The 22,934-nt window shown below is 42.5% G+C and carries 22 protein-coding genes; all 22 read left to right on the top strand.

All coding sequences use genetic code 11. The features are described 5' to 3' along the window. The first annotated feature begins 45 nt into the window (after positions 1 to 45). Positions 46 to 921: a sporulation peptidase YabG gene (gene yabG, locus BMZ06_RS16345; RefSeq protein ID WP_089753610.1), complete on the top strand. Its 876-nt coding sequence runs from the start codon at positions 46 to 48 to the stop codon at positions 919 to 921. Between the two features lie 281 nt (positions 922 to 1,202). Then, complete coding sequence (veg, locus tag BMZ06_RS16340) at positions 1,203 to 1,463, top strand: biofilm formation stimulator Veg (protein WP_014641354.1); 261 nt, start codon at positions 1,203 to 1,205, stop codon at positions 1,461 to 1,463. A 139-nt stretch (positions 1,464 to 1,602) separates the two neighbouring features. After that, positions 1,603 to 1,785 carry a small, acid-soluble spore protein, alpha/beta type gene (locus BMZ06_RS16335; protein ID WP_089753609.1) on the top strand — a complete coding sequence of 61 codons (183 nt, stop codon included), beginning with the start codon at positions 1,603 to 1,605 and terminating at the stop codon, positions 1,783 to 1,785. Between the two features lie 564 nt (positions 1,786 to 2,349). Continuing rightward, on the top strand, positions 2,350 to 3,216 hold the full coding sequence (gene ispE, locus BMZ06_RS16330; protein ID WP_089753605.1) for a 4-(cytidine 5'-diphospho)-2-C-methyl-D-erythritol kinase: 867 nt from the start codon (positions 2,350 to 2,352) through the stop codon (positions 3,214 to 3,216). 61 nt (positions 3,217 to 3,277) lie between these two features. Continuing rightward, positions 3,278 to 4,096, top strand: a complete 819-nt coding sequence (purR, locus tag BMZ06_RS16325; RefSeq protein ID WP_089753603.1) for a pur operon repressor — start codon at positions 3,278 to 3,280, stop codon at positions 4,094 to 4,096. A gap of 159 nt (positions 4,097 to 4,255) precedes the next feature. Beyond that, the gene (gene spoVG, locus BMZ06_RS16320) at positions 4,256 to 4,555 is read left to right on the top strand and encodes a septation regulator SpoVG (RefSeq protein ID WP_041601130.1); all 300 of its coding nucleotides are present in this window, start codon (positions 4,256 to 4,258) and stop codon (positions 4,553 to 4,555) included. A 163-nt stretch (positions 4,556 to 4,718) separates the two neighbouring features. Beyond that, positions 4,719 to 6,098 (top strand): bifunctional UDP-N-acetylglucosamine diphosphorylase/glucosamine-1-phosphate N-acetyltransferase GlmU, encoded by a 1,380-nt coding sequence (glmU, locus tag BMZ06_RS16315; RefSeq protein ID WP_089753601.1) that lies wholly within the window; start codon positions 4,719 to 4,721, stop codon positions 6,096 to 6,098. 15 nt (positions 6,099 to 6,113) lie between these two features. Further along, positions 6,114 to 7,067, top strand: coding sequence for a ribose-phosphate diphosphokinase (locus tag BMZ06_RS16310; RefSeq protein ID WP_089753599.1), 954 nt, complete (start codon positions 6,114 to 6,116; stop codon positions 7,065 to 7,067). 84 nt (positions 7,068 to 7,151) lie between these two features. After that, a complete protein-coding gene (locus BMZ06_RS16305; RefSeq protein ID WP_089753597.1) occupies positions 7,152 to 7,808 on the top strand; it encodes a 50S ribosomal protein L25/general stress protein Ctc in 657 nt (218 codons plus the stop codon). A 164-nt stretch (positions 7,809 to 7,972) separates the two neighbouring features. Continuing rightward, on the top strand, positions 7,973 to 8,533 hold the full coding sequence (gene pth / locus BMZ06_RS16300; RefSeq protein ID WP_089753595.1) for an aminoacyl-tRNA hydrolase: 561 nt from the start codon (positions 7,973 to 7,975) through the stop codon (positions 8,531 to 8,533). Positions 8,534 to 8,618: 85 nt separating this feature from the next. Beyond that, on the top strand, positions 8,619 to 8,849 hold the full coding sequence (fin, locus tag BMZ06_RS16295; RefSeq protein ID WP_089753592.1) for an anti-sigma-F factor Fin: 231 nt from the start codon (positions 8,619 to 8,621) through the stop codon (positions 8,847 to 8,849). A 52-nt stretch (positions 8,850 to 8,901) separates the two neighbouring features. Further along, positions 8,902 to 12,438 carry a transcription-repair coupling factor gene (gene mfd, locus BMZ06_RS16290; protein ID WP_089753590.1) on the top strand — a complete coding sequence of 1,179 codons (3,537 nt, stop codon included), beginning with the start codon at positions 8,902 to 8,904 and terminating at the stop codon, positions 12,436 to 12,438. A 228-nt stretch (positions 12,439 to 12,666) separates the two neighbouring features. Next, the gene (gene spoVT / locus BMZ06_RS16285; RefSeq protein WP_014641365.1) at positions 12,667 to 13,203 is read left to right on the top strand and encodes a stage V sporulation protein T; all 537 of its coding nucleotides are present in this window, start codon (positions 12,667 to 12,669) and stop codon (positions 13,201 to 13,203) included. Between the two features lie 93 nt (positions 13,204 to 13,296). Continuing rightward, complete coding sequence (locus tag BMZ06_RS16280; RefSeq protein ID WP_089753588.1) at positions 13,297 to 14,880, top strand: putative polysaccharide biosynthesis protein; 1,584 nt, start codon at positions 13,297 to 13,299, stop codon at positions 14,878 to 14,880. Next, positions 14,877 to 16,343, top strand: coding sequence for a bifunctional methyltransferase/pyrophosphohydrolase YabN (yabN, locus tag BMZ06_RS16275; protein WP_089753586.1), 1,467 nt, complete (start codon positions 14,877 to 14,879; stop codon positions 16,341 to 16,343). Before BMZ06_RS16280 ends, yabN begins: the two co-directional genes overlap by 4 nt. A 3-nt stretch (positions 16,344 to 16,346) precedes the next feature. Next, on the top strand, positions 16,347 to 16,604 hold the full coding sequence (locus BMZ06_RS16270) for an RNA-binding S4 domain-containing protein (RefSeq protein ID WP_041601495.1): 258 nt from the start codon (positions 16,347 to 16,349) through the stop codon (positions 16,602 to 16,604). 947 nt (positions 16,605 to 17,551) lie between these two features. Continuing rightward, positions 17,552 to 17,857 (top strand): sporulation protein YabP, encoded by a 306-nt coding sequence (gene yabP / locus BMZ06_RS16265; RefSeq protein ID WP_089753584.1) that lies wholly within the window; start codon positions 17,552 to 17,554, stop codon positions 17,855 to 17,857. Continuing rightward, positions 17,854 to 18,444, top strand: coding sequence for a spore cortex biosynthesis protein YabQ (gene yabQ, locus BMZ06_RS16260; RefSeq protein ID WP_089753582.1), 591 nt, complete (start codon positions 17,854 to 17,856; stop codon positions 18,442 to 18,444). The genes yabP and yabQ overlap by 4 nt, the downstream gene beginning before the upstream one ends. Positions 18,445 to 18,460: 16 nt before the next feature. Next, positions 18,461 to 18,844, top strand: a complete 384-nt coding sequence (locus tag BMZ06_RS16255; RefSeq protein WP_089753580.1) for an FtsB family cell division protein — start codon at positions 18,461 to 18,463, stop codon at positions 18,842 to 18,844. Positions 18,845 to 18,919: 75 nt separating this feature from the next. After that, positions 18,920 to 19,315 (top strand): S1 domain-containing RNA-binding protein, encoded by a 396-nt coding sequence (locus BMZ06_RS16250; RefSeq protein WP_089753578.1) that lies wholly within the window; start codon positions 18,920 to 18,922, stop codon positions 19,313 to 19,315. A 150-nt stretch (positions 19,316 to 19,465) separates the two neighbouring features. Then, positions 19,466 to 20,833, top strand: a complete 1,368-nt coding sequence (locus tag BMZ06_RS16245; protein WP_089753576.1) for an aspartate aminotransferase family protein — start codon at positions 19,466 to 19,468, stop codon at positions 20,831 to 20,833. Positions 20,834 to 20,979: 146 nt separating this feature from the next. Beyond that, positions 20,980 to 22,322 (top strand): IS3 family transposase gene (locus BMZ06_RS16240; protein ID WP_089753575.1). Its coding sequence is split into 2 segments (ribosomal slippage): positions 20,980 to 21,421 and positions 21,421 to 22,322, totalling 1,344 coding nucleotides; the frame shifts between segments, so codons are not numbered across the junction. Positions 22,323 to 22,934 lie beyond the last annotated feature (612 nt).

The raw sequence follows: 22,934 nt of genomic DNA, 5'->3' as shown, positions 1-22,934 counted from the left end.
AACTCACATACACTAAAGTAGTGCTCTTTGTGAGGTGGGTGAAGCATGATAACAAAAGGAGATCTTGTTACAAGAAAGTCGTATCAGCATGACATCATTTTTCGTGTGAAAAATTGTGATAAACCACTTGTTAAACTCATGGGAGAACATATCCGCTTAGAAGCGGATGCGCCCCTTGAGGATTTAGAAAAAGTGAGTGGAGACGAATACCACAGAAGAAAAGTAGAAGTAGATGAACAGGAAGCTTTTTCTTACAGACTCTTTAAACAGGATTATCGGCTTCTAAAAGAGAAACGGGATTCCCAAGCTGAGAGTGGTTATGCTACAGGGAAGGATGCTAAATATTTTCAAATTCCTCCTCGCGTGCTTCATATAGATGGAGACCCCCTCTTCCTGAAGAAATGTATTGCTCTTTATGAAGAGCTGGGAATACAAGTGCATGGCCAATATATGCATGAAAAAGAAATGCCGGAGCAGGTAATGGGGCTTATAGAGAAAGTCCAGCCTGAAATTGTGGTGCTTACAGGACATGATGCTTATTCAAAGGCTAAAGGTTCTGTAAGGGAGCTTGAAGCGTATCGCCACTCCCGTTTTTTTGTGGAGGCGGTTAGGAATATAAGGCAGAAGTATCCGAATTTTGACCAGATGGTTATCTTTGCAGGAGCCTGTCAATCGCATTTTGAATCTTTAATCAGAGCGGGAGCTAATTTTGCCAGTTCGCCTTCAAGGGTTAACATCCATGCAATTGATCCCGTATATGTTGCAGCGCGCGTAGCTTATACTTCCTTTATGGATCATATTAATATTTGGGAAGTCATCCGAAATACAATTAGTGGAGAAAAGGGGCTCGGTGGAGTGGAGACTCGCGGTCTGCTGAGAATCGGTATTCCTTATTCGGAGCATTCGGAAGATCCCTCCTAATGACATCAGTTAGTTATATTTGCACAAGAAGTTTCATATACTCAAATTAACGTGTGTTTGGTCCACACATGTAGAAGACCTGCCTAAAGATAAAGAAAAAGCAAGGTCTTTTTCATTTTTTGAAGAAAGTCACATATTTTTCCTGTTATTGGATAACCTAGCAGAGAAGATCTATAAAATTTTTATGTTGACATGGATTTTGACATATTGGTATAATTTATAGTTTTATTTGACTTTGTCCAATCTGTGTGGTATTATAAATAACAGTGAGGTGGAGTGTAGTGGCTAAAACGTTAGTAGAAATCAAACAATCCCTGGAAGGGCAAATTGGCAGACGTCTAACCCTGAAAGCAAATGGTGGACGTCGTAAAACGATTGAACGCTCAGGAATTCTGGCTGAAACATACCCGGCCGTTTTTATTGTTGAACTGGACCAGGAAGAAAATGCTTTTGAACGTGTATCCTATAGCTATGCCGATGTTCTTACCGAGACTGTAGAACTGAATTTCGATGATTTACAGACCTTGGCTCTTGAGCAGTAAACTCCACGTTTGCTGCTTTTTGTTTTTTATAAAATGGGAACAGCTGTTAGATCATCCATTCATTTCTCGAATAGCTTAATTACAAAACCATATACTAACCTTGTCGTAGCTTTAGTGGTTGCGAAAGGAGCTGAAGACGATGGGGCGCCGAAGAGGTATGATGTCCGATTCGTTTAAAGAAGAGATCGCGAAAGAACTTGGGTTTTACGACAAGGTTCAAAAAGACGGCTGGGGCGGTATTACAACACGCGAAGCCGGCAATATGGTGAAACGGGCGATAGAGAAAGCACAAGAACAGATGATAAGAGAACAGCAAAAATAGATCATAGCTCCTTGAAGCCTAAAGAGGCTTCAAGGAGCTTTTTTTTACATCTGGCCCTGTGTCGATTTCATAGAATACTTATTCAACAATATAGCCGTACACTGTAAGACTCGACTTCAAGATGAATTGGGTCCATTACGATATGAGGAGGGGACTGGTGGGGGAATAACTCGTCTTGTTCCATCACCCATACACTCGAGACATAAGCCGCTCATGTCTTTCGAGGCGATTCCACATTTGAACACTTTCCTATCGCCCTACACGATGTAGGGTCGATCAGGACGTGGCGATCTTACTCGATCCTCCTTTTACCACGAGCTTCCTCGCTCGTTTCACTCCCTGCGGGAACTTAGCACATGCCCGCGGAAAGCGAAATCTTCCCCCGAAGGACCTCTGGCTCAACAAATGTCTCGAAATCGAGTAGTAATGGGAGCTTTTCTTTAAAATCAGCGCAGGGATTACAAAAGTCTTGCTGAAGGAGATAGGCAATTTTCAGGTCCTCTCCCTAACACCTTAAAATATGGTACAATGCTTTAAGATAATCTGTTAGGATGAGGTGCTTGAATGCAAATTTTTGAGAAAGCTCCCGCTAAAATCAATTTGTCTTTAGACGTCTTACATAAACGTGAAGATGGGTTCCACGAAGTCGAGATGGTGATGACCACCGTGGACCTTGCTGACCGGATTGAGTTGAACACGTTAGAGGACGGTTCCATACGTGTAGAGTCGGAAAGTCGTTTCGTACCGAATGATGAACGTAATCTTGCTTATCGGGCGGCTAAACTAATGAAAGATCACTATGCAGTTAAACAGGGCGTGCGTATTTTTATTGAGAAAAATATTCCGGTAGCTGCTGGTCTCGCAGGAGGGAGCAGTGATGCAGCAGCTGTACTTCGAGGAGTAAACCGTTTGTGGGGCTTAAACAAAAGTCTGGACGAACTGGCCGTTTTAGGTGCTCAAATTGGTTCTGATGTTTCTTTCTGCCTTTACGGTGGAACTGCACATGCGACGGGGAGGGGGGAAAAGGTTACGCCTCTTCCAGCTCCACCACCTTGCTGGGTCGTGTTAGCTAAGCCTCCTCTCGGTGTGTCTACCCAGACGGTTTATCAGAATCTGAACCTTGCTGATGCTCATCATCCCAACACCAATGCGATGATTGAAGCGTTAATGGATTATGATTTTGATGCCATTTGTGCGCAGGTGGGTAATACGCTCGAAGGAGTAACCCTCAATCTTCACAGAGAAGTGGGGCAAATTAAAGAACAGATGCGACAGGCTGGAGCAGATGCGGTATTAATGAGCGGCAGCGGTCCAACCGTTTTTTCTTTGGTCGATACGGATGCCAGAGCTCAAAGGATTTACAACAGCTTAAAAGGTTTCTGTACGGAAGTGTACGTCGTTCGCATGCTCGGATATCAAGAAAGAACTTGATAAAACCCGTACAAATCTGATATATTTATTATTAATATTCGGATTTCGGGGTGTATTGCCAATGAAAAGAAGTGAACGGTTGGTTGCAATGACTCATTTTATTCTTGATCGGCCACGCGAATTGATTTCGCTGCCGTTTTTCTCAGAGAAGTATGATGCGGCTAAGTCCTCAATTAGTGAGGATTTAGGAATTATAAATAAAATGTTTCAACATGAAGGTATTGGTTACTTAGAGTCTGTTTCTGGAGCTTCAGGAGGAGTTAAATATATTCCGGCATTTTCTAAAGAGTACAGCGAAGAGTTCGTTCATCAGCTTTGCAGGCGATTAGAAGATCCAGAGCGGCTTTTACCTGGAGGCTATTTGTTTATGAGCGACATCCTTGGAGACCCCGAAGCAACAAGAAGCATCGGGCGATTATTTGCTTCTGCATTTAGAGATAGAGATATTGATGCCATTATTACGGTCGCGACAAAAGGCATTCCGCTTGCTTATGCCGTTGCCTCTTATTTAAATGTCCCGGTCGTAATTGCACGAAGGGATCCTAAAGTTACTGAAGGATCTACTCTTAGCATTAATTATGTGTCCGGCTCAACGCGGAAGATTCAAACCATGGTTTTAACAAAACGATCTCTAAAAGAAGGCTCTAAAGTTTGTATCATAGATGATTTTATGAAAGCTGGAGGAACGATCAGCGGAATGAAAAATCTTCTCAATGAATTCAACGCTGAGGTAGTCGGCATTGGCGTTTTAGCTGAAGCTGAAGATGAGGATGAAGAACGAGTGGTGGATGACTACATTTCGCTTGTTCAAATCCTGAATGCAGATGACCGTAAAGGTTCCATTGAAGTTATTCCTGGAAATCTTCTTAATTATTTATAGTGTCTCAAGAAAGTCCTGACTTCATAGTTCGGGACTTTCTTTTTTGGTTTGAAAGAAAAATTAAGGAAATTGAAATTTTTTATAAAAGTTGCAGGAATTTTTACCGTTTTGTGGAATTTATATACATAAGTTCTTTTGTAAAAAAGGTGGTGAATGATAATGGAAGTAACTGACGTAAGGCTGCGACGCGTGAATACTGATGGAAGAATGCGAGCAATTGCTTCTATTACCTTAGATCAGGAGTTTGTTGTCCACGACATACGGGTGATTGATGGTAACAATGGATTGTTTGTAGCGATGCCTAGTAAACGTACTCCTGATGGAGAGTTCAGAGACATTGCACACCCGATTAATTCTGGTACACGTGGAAAAATTCAAGATGCTGTACTGGAAGCTTACGAGCGTGCTGGCGATGAGGAACAATCAGAAGTAGAATATGAAGAAGCCGGAGCTTCCTAATACTTACGAAGAATAAAGGGGTCTAACCTTAAATAAGGTTAGACTCCTTTTTGGTAGGGAAAAACTCTTTTTGTAGAGCTTATTTTGTAAAAGGACGGATTGTTGAAATAAAGAGGATTTTAAGATATTATTCATAATGGATAAATAGGATGGAGGTACGTTCATGACTAACCGATATGCTGTCGTGCTGGCAGCAGGCCAAGGCACTCGCATGAAATCAAAACTATATAAGGTTTTGCATCCTGTGTGTGGCAAACCTATGGTTCAGCACGTCGTTGATCAACTAAATACACTGGAACTTAATGAATTAATTACGGTCGTTGGATTTGGAGCTGAGAAAGTTCAGCATCAACTGGGTGAGGACAGCCATTATGTCATTCAGGAAGAACAACTGGGGACAGGCCATGCGGTTTTAAAGGCTGAGGATATTCTGGCTGATAAAGAAGGAACAACCGTTGTTGTGTGCGGAGACACCCCTTTATTAACAGCCGAGACGCTGCAGAAGCTGCTGGATCATCATGATGAACAAAATGCTCAAGCTACTATACTTACAGCCCATGCAGATGATCCATCAGGCTACGGACGTGTAATTAGAGGCGGCAACGCGCAAGTAGAGCGAATTGTAGAGCAAAAAGACGCTTCTGAGGAAGAAAAAGCTATCCAGGAAATCAATACAGGTACTTACTGCTTTGATAACCAGAAGCTTTTTGAAGCGTTACAAAACGTGGCAAATGATAATGCTCAAGGTGAATATTATCTGCCTGACGTCATTGAAATCCTTAAGAACGAATCCGATAAGATCAGTGCTTATCAAACCCCTGATTTCTCAGAGTCACTTGGAGTAAACGATCGGGTGGCGTTATCAAAAGCAGAAAAATTAATGAAGCAGCGTATTAATGAGCAGCATATGAGAAATGGCGTTACGATTGTTGATCCTGATCAGACGTACATCGGTCCGGACGTACAAATCAACCGCGATGTTGTCATAGAGCCTGGCTGTATCATTGAAGGGAACACAATTATCGAGGAGGATGCAGTAGTAGGTCCTCATTCATCGTTGACGAATTGTTTTGTCGGGAAAGGCACAGTTATTAAACAAAGTGTGGCAGCTGACAGTCACATTGGTGAGCGCGTGCAGGTAGGACCCTACGCTCACATCCGGCCGGCTTCTTCGCTTGGCGATGAAGTAAAAGTAGGTAACTTTGTTGAAGTTAAAAAAGCTTCATTCGGAAGCGGAAGTAAAGCTTCCCATCTCAGTTACATCGGGGATGCAGAGGTTGGAGATGGAGTGAATATCGGTTGTGGTACAATAACTGTGAATTATGATGGGCATAATAAACACTTAACCACGATTCAGGATGATGCCTTCATAGGCTGCAACTCTAATTTAGTAGCACCTGTAACTGTCGGAAAAGGCGCTTACGTAGCAGCGGGTTCTACGATTAATGAAGATGTCCCTGCTGAAGCTTTATCTATCGCTAGAGCGAGACAGACCAATAAAGAAGGTTACGCTGCAAAAATGAAATCGAATAAAAAAGAGTAACGGAGGGTTCAATCCATGGCAACTGGATATAAGGATTCAAAACTGAAAGTATTCTCACTGAACTCCAATCCTGAATTGGCAAAGGAAATTGCTGAAAATATCGGGGTGGAATTAGGGAAGTGTACGGTAACAAGCTTTAGCGATGGAGAAATTCAAATTAATATTGAAGAGAGTATCCGCGGCTGTGATGTGTACATTGTGCAATCTACGAGTGAACCTGTAAACGAACATATCATGGAACTCCTGATTATGATTGATGCCTTGAAGCGTGCTTCAGCCAGAACGATTAACATCGTCATGCCTTATTATGGTTACGCACGTCAGGATCGTAAAGCCCGTGCACGTGAACCAATTACGGCGAAGCTGGTAGCGGATCTTCTGGAAACAGCTGGAGCTTCCCGCGTCCTTATGCTGGACCTTCATGCTCCTCAAATTCAAGGGTTCTTCAACCTTCCTATTGACCATTTAGTAGGAGTTCCGATTCTATCGGATTACTTTGAAGAGAAGAACTTTGAAGATGTGGTTATCGTTTCACCAGATCACGGCGGTGTAACGCGTGCTCGCAAAATGGCCGATCGCTTAAAAGCACCAATCGCCATTATTGATAAACGACGCCCTCGTCCGAATGTTTCTGAAGTTATGAATATCGTTGGAAATATTGAAGGAAAAACGGCGATTATCATTGATGATATTATTGATACAGCTGGGACGATTACTTTAGCGGCTAATGCATTAGTGGAAAACGGGGCTACAGAAGTGTACGCGTGCTGTACTCACCCTGTACTGTCCGGTCCTGCTATTGATCGCATTGACAGTTCTAAAATTAAAGAACTGGTCGTTACGAATACCATCCCTCTTGGTGAAGATAAAGCAAGCGAAAAAATCACTGAACTATCCGTTGCCGGTTTAATCAGTGAAGCGATTATTCGTGTTCATGAACGTCAATCCATCAGTAGCTTGTTTGATTAAGAAGTTTATGAGAAAATAGGTTTAACGTTTGAGCGAAACGGGAAAAAGACCAGATGACTGGTATATTATTGGAGGTTGAGTAATTTGTCTATTTCATTAAAAGCATCTCAAAGAAACGAATTAAAACAATCAGTGACACGTGAATTGCGACAAGAAGGTAACGTACCAAGCGTAGTTTACGGGAAAGATAAAGAATCAATCACTGTTTCTGTTAACAGCATCGAATTGCTTAAAACAGTACGTGATGAAGGTAAGAACGCCATCATTTCCCTTGATATAGAAGGTAAAGACAGTGTAGATGTTATGCTGCACGAATATCAGATTGACCCTCTAAAAGATGAGTTAATCCATGCGGACTTCTATATCGTGGACATGAGCCAGGAAATGGACGTTGAAGTACCTGTTCACCTTGAAGGGGAAGCAGCAGGAAGTAAAGAAGGCGGCGTCCTTCAGCAGCCGCTTTATGATCTGGCTGTTCGTGCGAAGCCGGCTAACATTCCTGAGGAAATTCTAATTGATGTTTCTGAATTGAACATTGGTGACAGCATTCTGGTAAGTGATATTACATCTTCCCGTGGATATGAAATCACGGAAGATCCAGATACCACGATCGTTGCTGTTACTCCTCCGGAAGAAGTACCGGAAGAGCCTGAAATCGCTGATGAAGATGCTGAGCCGGAAGTCATCAATGAGAAAAGTGATGATGAGGATCAGGATGAAGAAACAGAAGATAAAGAATAATCCTGAGATGAACAAAGGGCGTGGCCAAAAGGCCCGCCTTTTTTCTATGTTAAAGCGGTATTCCTAAGGGGTGTTTTTCAGGGTCGATACAAACTGACATTATTTTTAAGCAACCTTTGTTATACTAAGGAGAGCAAGATTATGATGGATAAAGGAAGTTTGCAATGAAGTGTATAGTAGGTCTGGGAAACCCAGGTAAGAAATATGCAAAAACGCGTCATAACATCGGGTTTATGATTCTTGATGAGTTAGTCAAGCAAAATCAATGGTCCCTGGAACAGACGAAATTTCGTGGGATATATACAACAGAACATGTAAATGGTGAAAAAATTCTCCTATTAAAACCTCAGACGTTTATGAATTTGTCCGGGGAATCGCTGGTTCAGTTCATGAATTTTTTCGATCTGGAAGCAGACGATATTCTCGTCGTGTATGATGATCTGGATCTTCCTCCAGGAAAAATACGTCTGCGTAAAAAAGGCGGACACGGTGGGCATAATGGTATTCGTAACATTATTGACCATTTAGGTACAAAGGAATTTAACCGTTTACGTGTAGGGGTAGGCCGGCCGGACGGCCCTGTTTCCGTTGTGGACTATGTTCTTGGAACGTTTACTAAACAGGAACAGGGCGCCGTATCGGAAAGTATAGACGCTGCTGTGAAAGCGTGTGAAGCGTGGATGACTCAGCCTTTTAATGAAGTCATGAATGATTTTAATGCGTAGTAAATAATTAAGTCTTACCTTGTTTAGTATAAGCTTAATACAAGCCGGCAAAACTAATGACCATCAGCTTTGAAGGAGGATGGAAATGAAAATTCGTTATTATTGCCGGCACTGTCAGCGTCAAGTGGGTGAATTAGATGCGAAACATGTGGATGTATCCCAATTGGGTTTAGACTTATTAAACGAAGAAGATCATCAGCAAATGGTTCATATGCACGCTAACGGTGATTTAAATATTCGTACAATCTGCGATTCATGTAAAGAAACCTTGGATCAACATCCACATTATCATGAGTTAGATTTTTTTATTCATTAAATCAAGAGCGGACCTTTTGAAGCGGTAGGCCTTGATGGTGGAGGAGTTCGTTATGCAAGGAATTAAAGATTACTTATATCCCCAGGATGATGTCCGTTCAATCATAGAGGGCTTTGAATCAGGGATGAAGGAACAAATGGTTGCAGGATTGTCTGGATCATCACGGAGTTTAATGATCTCCTTGCTTAAGGAATCATTGGACCGTCCTGTCCTGCTTGTTACCCATCAATTGATTCAAGCTCAGCAGTTGTATGATGACATGCAAGAACTGACCGAGGAGGGCCAGGTTCAATTATATCCCGTAAACGAACTGATCGCCTCTGAAATTGCGATTGCAAGTCCTGAATTAAGAAGTCAGAGAATTGAGGCCTTGAGCAACTGGCTGAAGCAAGATAAAGGGATTCTTATTGTCCCTGTAGCTGCTCTAAAACGCATCATGCCGCCAAAATACTACTGGGAGCATAATCAGCTCCCTTTTCGTGTTGGGGAAGATATTGAGCTGAACACGTATTTGGAGCAGCTGGTAAGTATGGGGTATGAGCGTACAGAGATGGTAGCTACCCCGGGAGAGTTCTCCCTGCGTGGGGGAATCTTTGATATTTATCCGTTAACGGCAGAATTTCCTTACCGGATTGAACTGTTTGATACCGAAGTAGATTCGATTCGGACGTTTGATTCGGAAACCCAGCGGTCGCACGATAAACTGAATGAAGTTACGGTAGGGCCTGCCACGGAATTACTGCTCCATAAGGAAGACTTTACGAGGGCGTATCATCGCTTGGAAAATGCTCTCAGCCATTCCCTGAAAAAGTTAACGAAAGCGGATGCAAAAGAAACCTTGAACACTGTGATTGAGCATGACCTGGACCGTTTGAAAGATCAGGAACGTTTCCAGGAGATGTATAAATACATTGGTTATTTTTATGAAGAATCTGTAAGTCTTCTAGACTATCTTCCTGAGAATGGATTGATGGTTCTAGACGAGATGAGCCGTATTCAAGAAACCGCTAACCGTCTTGACCAAGAAGAAGCGGAATGGCATCAAAGCTTATTAGAAGCAAACCAGACGGTCCGCGACTTGAATATCTCTTTTGACTGGCAGGACACGTGGGCCAAGATGAAGCATCCTACACTATATATGTCCGTATTCATGCGTCATATTCCAAATACTCACCCTCAGAATGTAGTCAATATTTCAAGCCGTCAAATGCAGCAATTTCACGGGCAGATGAATTTATTGAAGAATGAAATGGAGCGGTGGCAGAAGCAGGATTATTCGGTTATTATTCTGGCTCCTGATCACAACCGCAGCGAAAAGATCCAGGCGGTTTTAGAGGATTATGAGATGGAAGCTGATATCTCTAAATCAGACGTTAAGCTGCCATTAGTGAAGCCGACAATTGTCATCGGGAATATCAGCAGCGGCTTTGAATGGCCTATGCATAAATTGGCTGTTCTCACCGAAAATGAACTGTTTAAAACTCGTACAGCCAAGCCTAAACGTAAGCAGAAGCTTTCCAATGCTGAACGCATCAAGAATTATCAGGAGCTTAAAGTGGGAGACTATATCGTCCACGCTAATCACGGGATTGGTAAATACTTAGGTATAGAAACACTTGAGATGAATGGCAATCATAAAGATTTTCTAATGGTTAATTATTCAGGTAATGATAAGCTGTATGTCCCGATTGATCAGATTGATCTTATTCAAAAATATGTGGGTTCTGAAGGGAAAGAGCCTAAAATATACAAGCTCGGTGGCAGTGAGTGGAATAAAGTCAAGCGTAAGGTTCAATCTTCAGTAGAGGATATAGCCGATGACTTAATTCAGCTCTACGCAGAGCGGGAAGCTTCTAAAGGTCACGCGTTCAGTAAGGATGGCGAAATGCAAAAAGATTTTGAGATCGCTTTTCCTTATGAAGAAACCGAGGACCAGGTGCGTTGTATAGAAGAAATTAAGGAAGATATGGAACGTATTCGACCTATGGACCGCTTGTTATGCGGGGATGTCGGATACGGTAAAACGGAGGTAGCGATCCGCGCCGCCTTTAAAGCGATCTATGAAGGTAAGCAAGTAGCGATCCTTGTACCTACCACCATATTGGCTCAGCAGCATTATGAAACTCTTCAGGAACGTTTCCAAGGATTTGGCATTAATCTGGGGTTAATGAGCCGCTTCCGTACACGCAAGCAGCAAAAAGAAACGACAGACAGGCTTAGAAAAGGATTGGTGGATATTATCGTGGGCACCCACCGGATTCTTTCTAAGGATGTACAATTTAAAGATCTGGGGCTGCTGATTGTAGACGAAGAGCAGAGGTTTGGCGTGAAGCACAAAGAAAAAATCAAACAGCTGAAGCATAATGTGGATGTTCTGACATTAACAGCTACTCCAATTCCTCGAACGCTTCATATGTCGATGCTCGGCGTCCGCGATTTATCGGTTATTGAAACGCCACCTGCGAATCGTTTTCCTATTCAAACGTATGTCCTGGAATATAACCCAATTTTCCTGCGGGAAGCAATTGAAAGAGAAATGGCGCGCGGCGGGCAAGTCTTTTTCTTGTTTAACCGTGTGGAAAATATCGAAAGGATGGCTCAGGAAATCGCTGCGCTCGTCCCCGAAGCCCGAGTATCGTTTGCGCATGGGCAAATGAATGAAACGGAGCTTGAGAATGTCATGTTTTCCTTCTTGGAAGGAGAAAGTGATGTACTTGTGAGTACCACCATCATCGAAACAGGAGTCGATATTCCTAATGTGAATACGCTTATTGTTTACGATGCGGATCGTATGGGGTTAAGCCAGCTTTACCAACTTCGCGGTCGCGTAGGCCGTTCGAACCGCGTGGCTTACGCTTACTTTACCTACCAACGGGATAAAGTACTGACCGAGGTAGCGGAAAAACGTCTCCAGGCTATTAAAGAATTTACTGAATTAGGCTCAGGTTTTAAAATCGCCATGCGAGATCTTTCCATCCGAGGAGCAGGTAATTTACTTGGTTCTCAACAGCACGGATTTATTGATTCCGTCGGGTTTGATATGTACTCTCAAATGCTGAAGGATGCTATTGAAGCGAAAAGACAAGGGAAAGAACCGGAAGCCGTGCAGCCGTTCCAGCCAGAATTGGATATGATGATGGATGCTTATATTCCTGGCACCTATATTCAGGATGAAAAGCAGAAGATTGATATGTATAAACAATTCCAGGCAGTGGAGTCTGTAGAAGACGTGCATGATTTACGTGATGAGTTGATCGATCGCTTTGGAGATTATCCGGAAGAGGTGGAGAACTTATTCAGGGCTACTTCCATTCGTCTCTTTGCTAAACAGGCACGAATTGAATCCATCACGGAGAAGAAAAGGAAGCTTGAAATGGTCATGGATGCAGACCAAAGCCAGCTGATAGACGGAGCGAAGCTGTTTGAGTACGCCAATAAATATGGTCGTATCGTACAGTTAGGCACGGAAGACAACCAGTTAAAAGTCACCTTCAAATGGGATCGTCAGCCGCAGGCCAAGCGGTATGAGATCGTCGAGGAGTTCTTAAGTCAACTTCCATCCATGATTCGTGAAACGACTACAGCTTAACTAGAAAAGAGGCCTTCTAAAGCAGGAAGGTCTCTTTTTTTGTGCGCTCTTTCAGGAATCTTCAAGTTAAAATTTGCAAGAAAACGGAATTATTATAAAAAAATCCATACCAAGGGTGTATAGGTTTTTTATGCTGTACCATACTATCCTTAATCACCCGCTTATTCTCCATGCGCTTCAAAAGGATAATAACAGGAATATCATCACAGAAAGGGAGGCAGCATAAGAATGAAAGCAACTGGTATTGTACGCCGTATTGATGATCTTGGGCGTGTGGTTATTCCAAAAGAAATTCGCCGCACGTTAAGGATTCGTGAAGGAGACCCTCTGGAGATTTTTGTGGACCGCGAAGGTGAGGTTATTTTAAAGAAATACTCGCCCATCAGTGAGCTTGGTGATTTTGCGAAGGAATATGCAGAAGCTCTTAGTGAAGCCTTAGAAGTCCCTGTAATGATTTGTGACCGAGATGAGTATATAGCCGTAGCTGGTGTAACGAAAAAAGATTACCTGAACCGATCCATCGGTTCAAAAATTGAGCAGGTGATGGACACAAGAACAATGAGTTATGAAAAACACCCAGCACCGATAGAGTTTACCCGCGGCCAAGAAGAAGATGTCATTTCTTATATCATTCATCCTATAATCGCCCAGGGAGATCCCATCGGTTGTGTAGCAGCTTTCAATAAAGAAGGTTCACCTATCGAAGAAGGATCAAATAAAGCAGTCCAAATAGCAGCCAATTTTTTAGCGAAGCAAATGGAATAGGTGAAGGGTCAGGTCCGTATAGGTAAAGGATCTGACCTTTTTGTATGATATAATGGACTCGTTTACTATCATACAAATAAGAAAGGTAAAGCTATGAGCAATCATTCCTCACCCTCTGTGCTGAAGGGTGCATTTATATTAACGGTTGCTGGACTTCTGAGTAAAATACTTAGCGCAGGCTATCGAGTGCCTCTTCAAAATATAACCGGAGATTTGGGTTTCTATATTTACCAGCAAGTTTACCCAATTCTTGGAGTCGCTATTGTATTATCACTTTATGGATTTCCTGCTGCTATTTCTAAACTTGTTTCGGAAATCACGGAAGAAAAGCGTTCTCTTTCCGTACCTTCCTTCTATCTTCCTGTCTTTTGCTGGCTGATGGGGATATGCGGAAGTATTTTTATAGTAGGCTTTACACAGGCTCCATTGATAGCAGATATAATGGGTGACGAAAAGCTTATCCCATCTTTAAGATCTGCTTTTTGTGTGTTTCTAATCGTTCCTTTTGTTTCATTGTTTCGCGGAGTTTTTCAAGGAATCAATCAAATGAAACAGACAGCCGTTTCGCAGGTAACAGAACAGATCATACGAGTCACCATCATCATTGTGACAGCTGTTTTGGTGATGAAGCGGGGAAGTATGTATGCCATTGGAATTGGAGCATCCGCTGCTTCGTTCTTGGGAGCTGTGGGAGCTTTCATGGTGCTGGCAGCTTATTTTAAGAATTCACATAAATGGACTTTCAAACGTTGGTCTTCATCCTTTTCATACATAAAACCTATTTTCTTTTACGGTCTGTTTATCTGTTTTAATTACATGCTTTTATTGTCTTTTCAGATGGTTGATGCTTTAACACTGATCCCGGGTCTGCGCCAGGCGGGAGTGGATTTGGAAGCGGCTCGAATCTGGAAGGGTATTTTTGATCGCGGTCAGCCTCTGATTCAACTGGGGACTGTTCTTGCTTCTTCAGTGGCGTTAGCTGTAATTCCATCCGTTACGAGAACACGTTTTATGAAAAACCGGACAGAAGTTGAAAGGTACGTGTTTGCCTCAACCAAATTCAGTTTAATCATCGCATTAGGGGCTGCAGTCGGATTAATTGTTTTGTTCCCATCCATTAACGCTTTGTTCTTCCAAGATACGGAAGGAACAGGACCTCTTAGAATATTAATGCTTGTTATTCTTTTTAGTTCGGTTTCCATCACTACCTCTTCTGTACTTCAGGGACTGGGTTATGTCAGTCAGACAGCGGTTATTGTCATATGCGGAGTATTCATTAAATATCTTATGAACGCGTGGCTGATTCCCGTTTATGAATTAAAAGGGGCCGCTTTTGCTACGATAATAGCTGCCGCTTTTGTTTTATTTGGAAATATCGTAATCTTAGGGAAAGATTACTCAATAAGAAAATGGGCAGGATTACCCTGGGTGGCTATACTTGCCGCTTTAACAGGAATGGCAGGATTGCTGACTGCAGTCACCAGTATAGCTGGATACGACATTTTTGAGTCCAGCCGGCTTGGACTGTTGGTTTATACGTTAACATTAACGGCAGCAGGAGCCGGTGTATATTTTATACTACTGCTCCGACTCGGGGCCTTTTTCAGCTATGAAGTAAAAGTCCTGCCTTTTTATAAATGGTTGATCCGATTACTTCCGAAAGGGATGAAACAATGAATAGAATTACTGTCGTAGGTCTTGGGGCAGGCGACCTGAATCAATTGCCCCTTGGAATATATCGTTTGTTACAGAAGGAAAACCAGGAGATTTTCGTCCGCACCTCCGATCATCCTGTGCTTCAGGAATTAAAAAAAGAAGGCCTGCATTTTGCCAGCTTTGACCATGTTTATGAAGAAAAAGCACAGTTTGAAGACGTATATAAAGAAATTGTCCGGAAGCTTATGGAAGCAGCAGAGCATCAGGATATGGTTTATGTGGTGCCGGGTCACCCGATGCTTGCGGAAAAAACGGTACAACTATTAATTGAAAAAAGAAAACAAGGAAAAGTCGACCTTCACATAGAAGGCGGTCACAGTTATCTGGATGCTGCATTTTCATCACTGGAAATCGACCCGATTGAAGGATTGCAGTTTTTAGACGCAACGGATTTGAAGCGGGAAGAGATTCAGTTCCGCAACCACATCATTCTATGTCAGGTTTCTGACGCTGGAGTGGCTTCTGAAGTGAAGTTAACGCTGCTTGAAGACTTACCTCCTGAATATCCAGTTACAGTGGTTACAGCAGCTGGCAGTAAGGAAGAGAAACTCGCCACGGTGCCTCTGGCAGATTTAGACCGGAGCATTAAGGTCAACAATTTAACCAGCGTTTATGTGCCTCCAGTAGAAAAGCAAAAACTCAATCATCAATTTGCTCGTTTGAGGGAAATTATCCGAATCCTGCGTAGTCCGGAAGGCTGTCCGTGGGATCGTAAGCAAACCCACGAATCGCTTCGTAAATATTTGATAGAAGAAGCTTATGAATTCATCGATGCTGTAAACAGGCAGGATGATGAACACATGGTTGAAGAATTAGGAGATGTTCTTCTGCAAGTGATGCTTCATAGTCAGATTGGAGAAGATGAAGGATTTTTCACCGTCGATGACGTAATAGTATCGATAACAGAAAAAATGATTCGTCGTCATCCTCATGTATTTGATGAAGCAACAGCTGAGAATGCTGAAGAGGTAGTTACCAATTGGGAGACAATTAAGATGGAAGAGAAGGGTACGAAACCAGTCTCTATTCTAGAATCAGTACCGGCGAGTTTTCCGGGGCTTTTACAGGCAGAGGAATTGCAGAAGAAAGCCGCTAAAGTTGGTTTTGACTGGGACTCTCCAGAACCTGTTATTGAAAAAGTAAAAGAAGAGTGGGAAGAGTTCCAGGAAGCACGTCTGCACAAAGATCAGGAAGAGATGGAGAAAGAATTTGGAGACTGGCTGTTTGCCATTGCGAATTTAGGCAGGCACTATGGAATAAATAGTGAAAATGCCCTGCAGCGTACGAATCAGAAATTTAGAACCAGACTCTTCTCAATGGAGCAAACCGCGGAAACGGGCGGAAAGTCCTTAGCTGATTATGATTTAGAAGAGCTGGAGCAATTATGGGTAGATGCTAAACTAAAGCATAAAGGAGCGGAATAGATGATGCGCTTAGATAAATTTATGAAAATTTCCCGACTGATTAAAAGACGGACCCTGGCAAAGGAAATCGCAGATCAAGGCCGTATCAGCATCAATGGAAATCAAAGTAAAGCCTCAAGCAATGTAGATATTGGGGACGAGTTAACCATTCAATTCGGGCAAAAGATTTTAACCATTGAGATTAAGTCGCTTAAGGAAAATGTAAATAAAAATGAAGCGGCGTCTCTGTATGAAATCAAAAAAGAAGAACCAGTCAAATAATGAAACAACAAACCACTGCATAATCACGCAGTGGTTTGTTGCTTTTTAGCTCGGAGAAACTTTTTGTTGAGTTTACATTACAGGCTTATTCAACAATAGGACCGGATTGTTGAATACTCGATTTCGAGATAACGCGGGTCCCTTGCTCATATAGAGAGGGGCTGGCTACGGAAACAACTCGTCTTGTTCCCTCACCCAAACACTCTAGACATAAGCCGCTCATCAACGGATTGAAAACCGCCATCCTTTTGATGGTCGGCTTATGCTGGTCGTGTCTTTCGGGATGATTACACATTTGAACACTTTCCTGCAGCTCTACACGACGTAGGGTCGATCGACATTGCCACAGGACGTGGCGACATTAGTCGATCCTCCTTTTACCATGAGCCTCGGTCGTTCACTCCCTGTGGGGTCTTGCCTAGCTCCTTCTCCCGCGGGAGTCTCCTTGTTTCCTTCGCCACCTCGGCCATAGGAGAATAACGGCCCCTTCTATAAAAGAGGTAAGCGTCCTGGAGCTGCCTTAAATGCTAATATAACGGGGTTTATATACTTGAATACGCTAAAAATCTAGCATCGATCCCAGGTTAACGAGCTTCATTTAGCAGTTACCTTCGAAGAGGATTTCGAACTCCATATTTGGCAAGGTCCGTAGGGGGACGATGAAGACTCCTGTGGGATGAACATGATTGGTAAGATCCCGGAAGGCGAAGCCTGAGGAAGCTTACCACATGCCCACGGAAAGCGAAATCTTCCCCCGAAGGAACTTCCCTCTCTTCAAATATCTCGAAATCAAGTCTTACACAAACGGGAGCTTTTCTTTCATAACAAGGATTCAGCAGGGCTGTGTGTTTTCAATCTAGAAATCCAAACTTCTTTTCTGACTGACTTTCCACGTTCTAAATGCCCCTTTCTTCTCATAGCTTGTACTAGAGAAGGAGGCGGTACAGATGGAAGGTTACGATAAAAACCAGAACTTGCGCAATCAGCCGCAGGTCGAGCATAATGTGAAAATATGGAACAGAAGAAACATAGAAATCTCAGGCGTGAAAGAAGTCGACAGTTTTGATAGCGAGGAATTTCTTCTCCAGACTTCCATGGGTTACTTAGTGGTCAGAGGCCAGAATCTCCAAATGAAAAATTTAGATCTGGACTCAGGTCTTGTATCAATTAAAGGGAAAATATATGACATGTCTTACTTGGACGAGCATCAAGGGGAGAAAGCTAAAGGATTATTTAGCAAGCTCTTCAAATGACGCTTACAACCCAATTTGTTACCATCCTTTTGATGATAGCTGGGGGAATATTTATAGGTGCTTCTTTAGACACATTTGAACGTCTTTTCCATAGAAGGAATAAGAAGAGCTGGTTTGAAATCATTTATCAGCTCACCTTCTGGATTTTTCAAGCTGCTTTTCTTTTTTATCTTTTATATTTAGCTAATTACGGGGAACTGCGTGTCTATGTATTTTTAGCGGTGTTATGCGGGTACGCAGCTTATCGCGCCATACTTCAAGCGAGTTACATGAAGATGCTTGAAGTATGGATACGGGTGGTTACCTCTATTTTACGTGGCCTAAAGAAAATATTCTTCCATTTAATTTTTATTCCGTTAAAATCCATCTTCTTCCTAATTATCACTTTACTTATTGGTATTTTTAAGATACTTTTAAAAGGTATATTCTTATTATTTCTTGTCACATTTTATCCGATTAAGGTTGTTTTTCGATTGATTTGGCGATTATTGCCGAAAAACACGAGAAATTACTTAAGGCGTTTAGCAGGGTTTTTGGATAAAATCAAGAATATAGGGATCAATTGGTTTAAAAAATTCCGTAAGTAAAGGAGGACGAACGCAAATGGCAAAAACACAATCGGAGTCAGTAGCTCGCTTAGATTCTACATACATGAAGCACTACGATGCGTACATGGAAAGACATCAGAAAAAGAAAAAGCGACTAGTTCGCCGTCTTGTCATGTTTGCCCTTTTAGTGATGATCGTTGCTGGCTCTATGGTGATTTACCACGTCAACCAACAGTCGCTGTACGCGGAAAAGCACCAGAAGTACGAAGAGCTTCAACAGGAAATGAGCACGTTGGAAAAAGAACAAAAAGATTTGAATGAGGAAATCAAGCTATTGAATGATGAAGAATACGTTCTGCAAATTGCCAGAACCAATTATTTCTATTCAAAAGAGGGCGAAATCATATTTAAAATGCCGAATGAAGACCCTTCATATTGACACCCTTTTCAAAGCTTATATATAATATGTAAGAAGGATATTTTTATCGAAATTTTAAGGAGGAGCATTTTTTTTATGTCAATTGAAGTAGGCAGCAAGCTGAAGGGTAAGGTAACAGGTATCACTAATTTTGGAGCGTTCGTTGAACTCCCGGAGGGGAAGACCGGTCTCGTTCACATTAGTGAAGTTGCCGACAACTATGTAAAAGACATTAATGAACACTTAAGCCAGGGCGATGAGGTGGAAGTGAAAGTCATTAATGTTGGAGATGATGGGAAAATTGGTTTGTCCATCAAAAAAGCGAAAGAAAGCCAACAAAGCCAGAGTCGTCGTCCTCAAAAGCCTCGTAAACCGGCTGAATCTTTCGAACAGAAGATGAACAGGTTTATGAAGGATAGCGACGAGCGTCTAGCATCACTGAAAAAGCACACGGAATCCAAACGTGGAGGTCGAGGTGCTAAAAGAGGATAGCTTGCTGTCTAGGACAATGAGTAAAAGATGCACGTTTTAATAAAAAACCAGCTCCTTAAAAATGAGGAGCTGGTTTTTTTATACCTTATTTTTGTCTTGTCAATATTATGTTATTATTGCTTGAAATTAACAATTACAGGAGGAGTAGCATTGAATAGGCAGGAATATATATCAAACAACACAGCAACGTCCAGAGACCTGCATGAAAAAGCACAAGAAGTGATCCCAGGAGGAGTCACGGCTAACATAAAGCATATAGACCCTCATCCAATCGTTATGGAGAAGGGGAACGGAAGTAAGCTCTATGATGTGGATCAAAATGAATATATTGATTATTTACTAAGTTATGGAGCTTTAATTGCAGGGCATGGACACCCGGCGGTTTTTGAGGCGGCTATGGAACAGATGAGAGAAGCGGGAACTACGATTTTCGGAACACCTCACCGACTCGAAACAGTCATGGCTGAGAAGCTGGTATCTTTATATCCCAGTATTGAAATGGTGCGCTTTACCAACTCAGGGCTTGAGGCTACCATGCTTGCGATTAGAGCCGCTATGGCCTATGCCGGTAAGTCAAAAATCGCCAAGTTTGAAGGGCACTATCACGGCGGTTACGATCAGGTACTCATGAGTGTGAATCCAGATCACGGAGCAGCTGGGGATCCAACTTCGCCAAATGCTGTACCCGAGTCTTTAGGAATTCCTGATTACTATCAAGAGAATACAGTAGTGCTTCCATTTAACGATTTAGATGCCACTGAGAAGATTTTAAGACAAAGAGCCGATGAAGTGTCTGCAATCATCTTGGAACCGGTACAGGGAGGCTTCATACCTGCTGATCAAACATTTATAGAAGGGGTAAGAGATCTGACGGAAGAACTTGGTATCCTGTTAATTTTTGATGAAGTTAAAACGGGTTTTCGGTTAGGTCTTGGTGGAGCTCAAGAAAGCTATGGGGTAACCCCGGATCTTACAGCACTTGGAAAAGTACTTGGTGGAGGATTTCCCGTAGGTGCGATAGGTGGAAAAAAAGAAATTATGGATATTCTTTCTCCAGCTGGTTCGAGAGATATCTTAACAGCAGGGGCAGATCAGCGAGCAAAGCATGATACTTTATTCCATAGTGGCACCTATAATGGTCATCCTACCGTTTTGGCTTCCGGTCTGGCCACTATTGAACTATTGGAAAAAGACCGCACGTTGGAAGAATTATTTGATAAAACCAACCGCCTCAGAAACGAACTGGAAGAATTGTATCAAGCTTATAACATCCCGATGCAGACGGTGGGCTTGGGGAGTATCTTTAATATTATTCTGGCTGATGATTCTATTAAAAATTACCGTGATTTAAAGAAAGCAGATACTTCCTTACGTAAAGAGCTGGATTATGAATTATTAAATCTGGGGATCTATACTAAACCTCTCAATCGCTATTCTCTCTCTACGGCCCATAGTGAAGAAGATCTTAAACGTACGGTAGAAGCTCATAAACAAGCGATTGAAAACGTCATGAAGTGATAAATGGGTCCGTTACGTTGGATGGATAAGGGCTGGTGGGGAAATAACTCGCTTTCCTGTGGGGGAACTGGCAAGCCTCCTCAGTCGTTAACTGTAATGACCCCCAAATGTTGGACACCTTATGAAACTTAGGAGGAACCCAACATATGTCTAAACTTACTTCTCAAGAAAAGTACCTGATCGTCCAACGTTATCTCACGGAAAATGTCAGTTCCCGTGACTTAGAAAAAGAGTTGGGAGTGGATAGTTCTTCCATCCGTTATTGGGTGAAATTAGCCGAATATCATGGTAGTGAAGCCTTCGACTTCCCCTATACAAACTATTCAGCTGCCTTTAAACTGAAAGTAATTCAACGTATAGAGGAAGAAGAATATTCGATTCGAGAAGCTTCTGCTATGTTTCACATCCCTGATTTCTCCATGGTACGCCGATGGCGTAAGAAGTGGCTGGAAGGCGGAAAAGAAGCCCTTGAATCTACAAGGAAGGGGCCAACCCAGATGACATCTCATAAGAAGAAAGAAGATTCAAAGGATGCTTATGAAGCCTTGAAGAAAGAGAATGAACGCTTACGGATGGAAAATGAATACTTAAAAAAGTTAGAGACCTTAGCTCAAAAAAAGAAAGCATCTCGAAAGAAGAACAAGCGCAAGTAATCGATGAGTTAAGGTTCCATTTTCCCGTTAAACAGCTGACGGAAATAGCTGATATCCCTAGAAGTACCTATTACCATTGGAAAGAAAAGCAACTCGAGCCAGAAACAGACCGACCATTAAAGGAGCTTATCACCTCCATTTTTAATGAACATAAAGGTCGCTACGGCTATCGCCGTATTGAAAATGAGCTTCGTAATCTCGGTTATGAAGTGAACCATAAAAAAGTCTATCGTCTTATGAAAGAACTGGGGCTTCAGTCTACGGTGAAAATGAAGAAATATCGTTCTTATAAAGGGAAAGTTGGTCAAACGGCTCCAAACATCTTAAATCGGAATTTCAAGGCGGATCAACCGAATCAGAAATGGGTGACCGACATTACGGAGTTCAAGCTATTTGGCGAGAAGCTTTATCTTTCCCCTGTCTTAGATCTATTCAATGGAGAAATCATCACGTACACGATTGGTTCCAGACCCACCTATTCCTTGGTGGACAACATGTTAGACCAAGCATTTGAACGCCTTCATCCATCGGATGAACTGGTTATGCACTCCGACCAGGGATGGCATTACCAAATGGCTCCCTATAGAAAGAAATTGAAAGACCATCAAGTTACCCAAAGCATGTCCAGAAAAGGGAATTGTCATGATAACGCCGTTATGGAGAACTTTTTCGGCATCATGAAATCGGAATTTCTTTATTTAAGAGAATTTGAAAGTGTGGCCCATTTCAAACAAGAATTAGAGGAATATGTCCATTATTATAATCATAAACGCATCAAATCGAAGCTCAGAATAAGCCCCATTTCCTATCGAGCCCGCTTTCAAGAATCGGCGTAATAATTTTAATGAATGTGTCCAATTTTAAGGGGTCAGTTCATAACACTCTCTGCGGGGTCTCGCCTAGCTCCTTCTCCCACGGGAGTCTCGCCATTTCCCCACCAACCCAACTTATAATGCTGCGAACGGACCCTGCTATATCAGAAAGGAACCGTGCTGCACCTGCCTCAAATACTTATAGTACGGGGGTTCTAACACTTAAACACACGTAAAAACCACTATGGACCATAGATGATCCTGGTTCATTGGAAGGCGTTTATGCAGAGAATTTCGAGCTTCATGATCGCAAAGGGGCGGAGGGGAACGGCGAAGACTCCTGCGGGATGAACATGATCGGTGAGATCCCGCAGGGCTGTTAAGCCCGAGGAAGCTCACCACATGCCGCGTGCCTAGCAAGCCGTTAATTGCTTATTGGTGAAAGTCCAATCCGAGTAAGTGCCAAGACGCTCGGTAGCTGACAGGTAACTGGTAGAGAAATCTTAAGGTTAGAGCCCTGGATCAGCAAACGAACAGATCGTAACATCAAGTGAATCCTGCCGCTTCGTCAAGAGCCCCTGCGCATGCAGGACAAGGAGAAGTCGAACCCCGGGCATGCGGGTGAAGACCACGGAA

The sequence above is a fragment of the Halobacillus alkaliphilus genome, assembly GCF_900113125.1.
GTDB classification, from domain to species: domain Bacteria; phylum Bacillota; class Bacilli; order Bacillales; family Halobacillaceae; genus Halobacillus; species Halobacillus alkaliphilus.
This window is presented reverse-complemented; position numbering and strand designations above follow the sequence as displayed.

Coding starts and splice junctions, on each gene's coding strand:
- yabQ (WP_089753582.1), top strand. CDS start 17,854: ATGACGCTTACAACCCAATTTGTTACCATCCTTTTGATGATAGCTGGG.
- BMZ06_RS16255 (WP_089753580.1), top strand. CDS start 18,461: ATGGCAAAAACACAATCGGAGTCAGTAGCTCGCTTAGATTCTACATAC.
- BMZ06_RS16310 (WP_089753599.1), top strand. CDS start 6,114: ATGGCAACTGGATATAAGGATTCAAAACTGAAAGTATTCTCACTGAAC.
- glmU (WP_089753601.1), top strand. CDS start 4,719: ATGACTAACCGATATGCTGTCGTGCTGGCAGCAGGCCAAGGCACTCGC.
- spoVG (WP_041601130.1), top strand. CDS start 4,256: ATGGAAGTAACTGACGTAAGGCTGCGACGCGTGAATACTGATGGAAGA.
- fin (WP_089753592.1), top strand. CDS start 8,619: ATGAAAATTCGTTATTATTGCCGGCACTGTCAGCGTCAAGTGGGTGAA.
- pth (WP_089753595.1), top strand. CDS start 7,973: ATGAAGTGTATAGTAGGTCTGGGAAACCCAGGTAAGAAATATGCAAAA.
- yabP (WP_089753584.1), top strand. CDS start 17,552: ATGGAAGGTTACGATAAAAACCAGAACTTGCGCAATCAGCCGCAGGTC.
- ispE (WP_089753605.1), top strand. CDS start 2,350: ATGCAAATTTTTGAGAAAGCTCCCGCTAAAATCAATTTGTCTTTAGAC.
- BMZ06_RS16270 (WP_041601495.1), top strand. CDS start 16,347: ATGCGCTTAGATAAATTTATGAAAATTTCCCGACTGATTAAAAGACGG.
- spoVT (WP_014641365.1), top strand. CDS start 12,667: ATGAAAGCAACTGGTATTGTACGCCGTATTGATGATCTTGGGCGTGTG.
- BMZ06_RS16335 (WP_089753609.1), top strand. CDS start 1,603: ATGGGGCGCCGAAGAGGTATGATGTCCGATTCGTTTAAAGAAGAGATC.
- mfd (WP_089753590.1), top strand. CDS start 8,902: ATGCAAGGAATTAAAGATTACTTATATCCCCAGGATGATGTCCGTTCA.
- BMZ06_RS16280 (WP_089753588.1), top strand. CDS start 13,297: ATGAGCAATCATTCCTCACCCTCTGTGCTGAAGGGTGCATTTATATTA.
- BMZ06_RS16250 (WP_089753578.1), top strand. CDS start 18,920: ATGTCAATTGAAGTAGGCAGCAAGCTGAAGGGTAAGGTAACAGGTATC.
- purR (WP_089753603.1), top strand. CDS start 3,278: ATGAAAAGAAGTGAACGGTTGGTTGCAATGACTCATTTTATTCTTGAT.
- yabN (WP_089753586.1), top strand. CDS start 14,877: ATGAATAGAATTACTGTCGTAGGTCTTGGGGCAGGCGACCTGAATCAA.
- yabG (WP_089753610.1), top strand. CDS start 46: ATGATAACAAAAGGAGATCTTGTTACAAGAAAGTCGTATCAGCATGAC.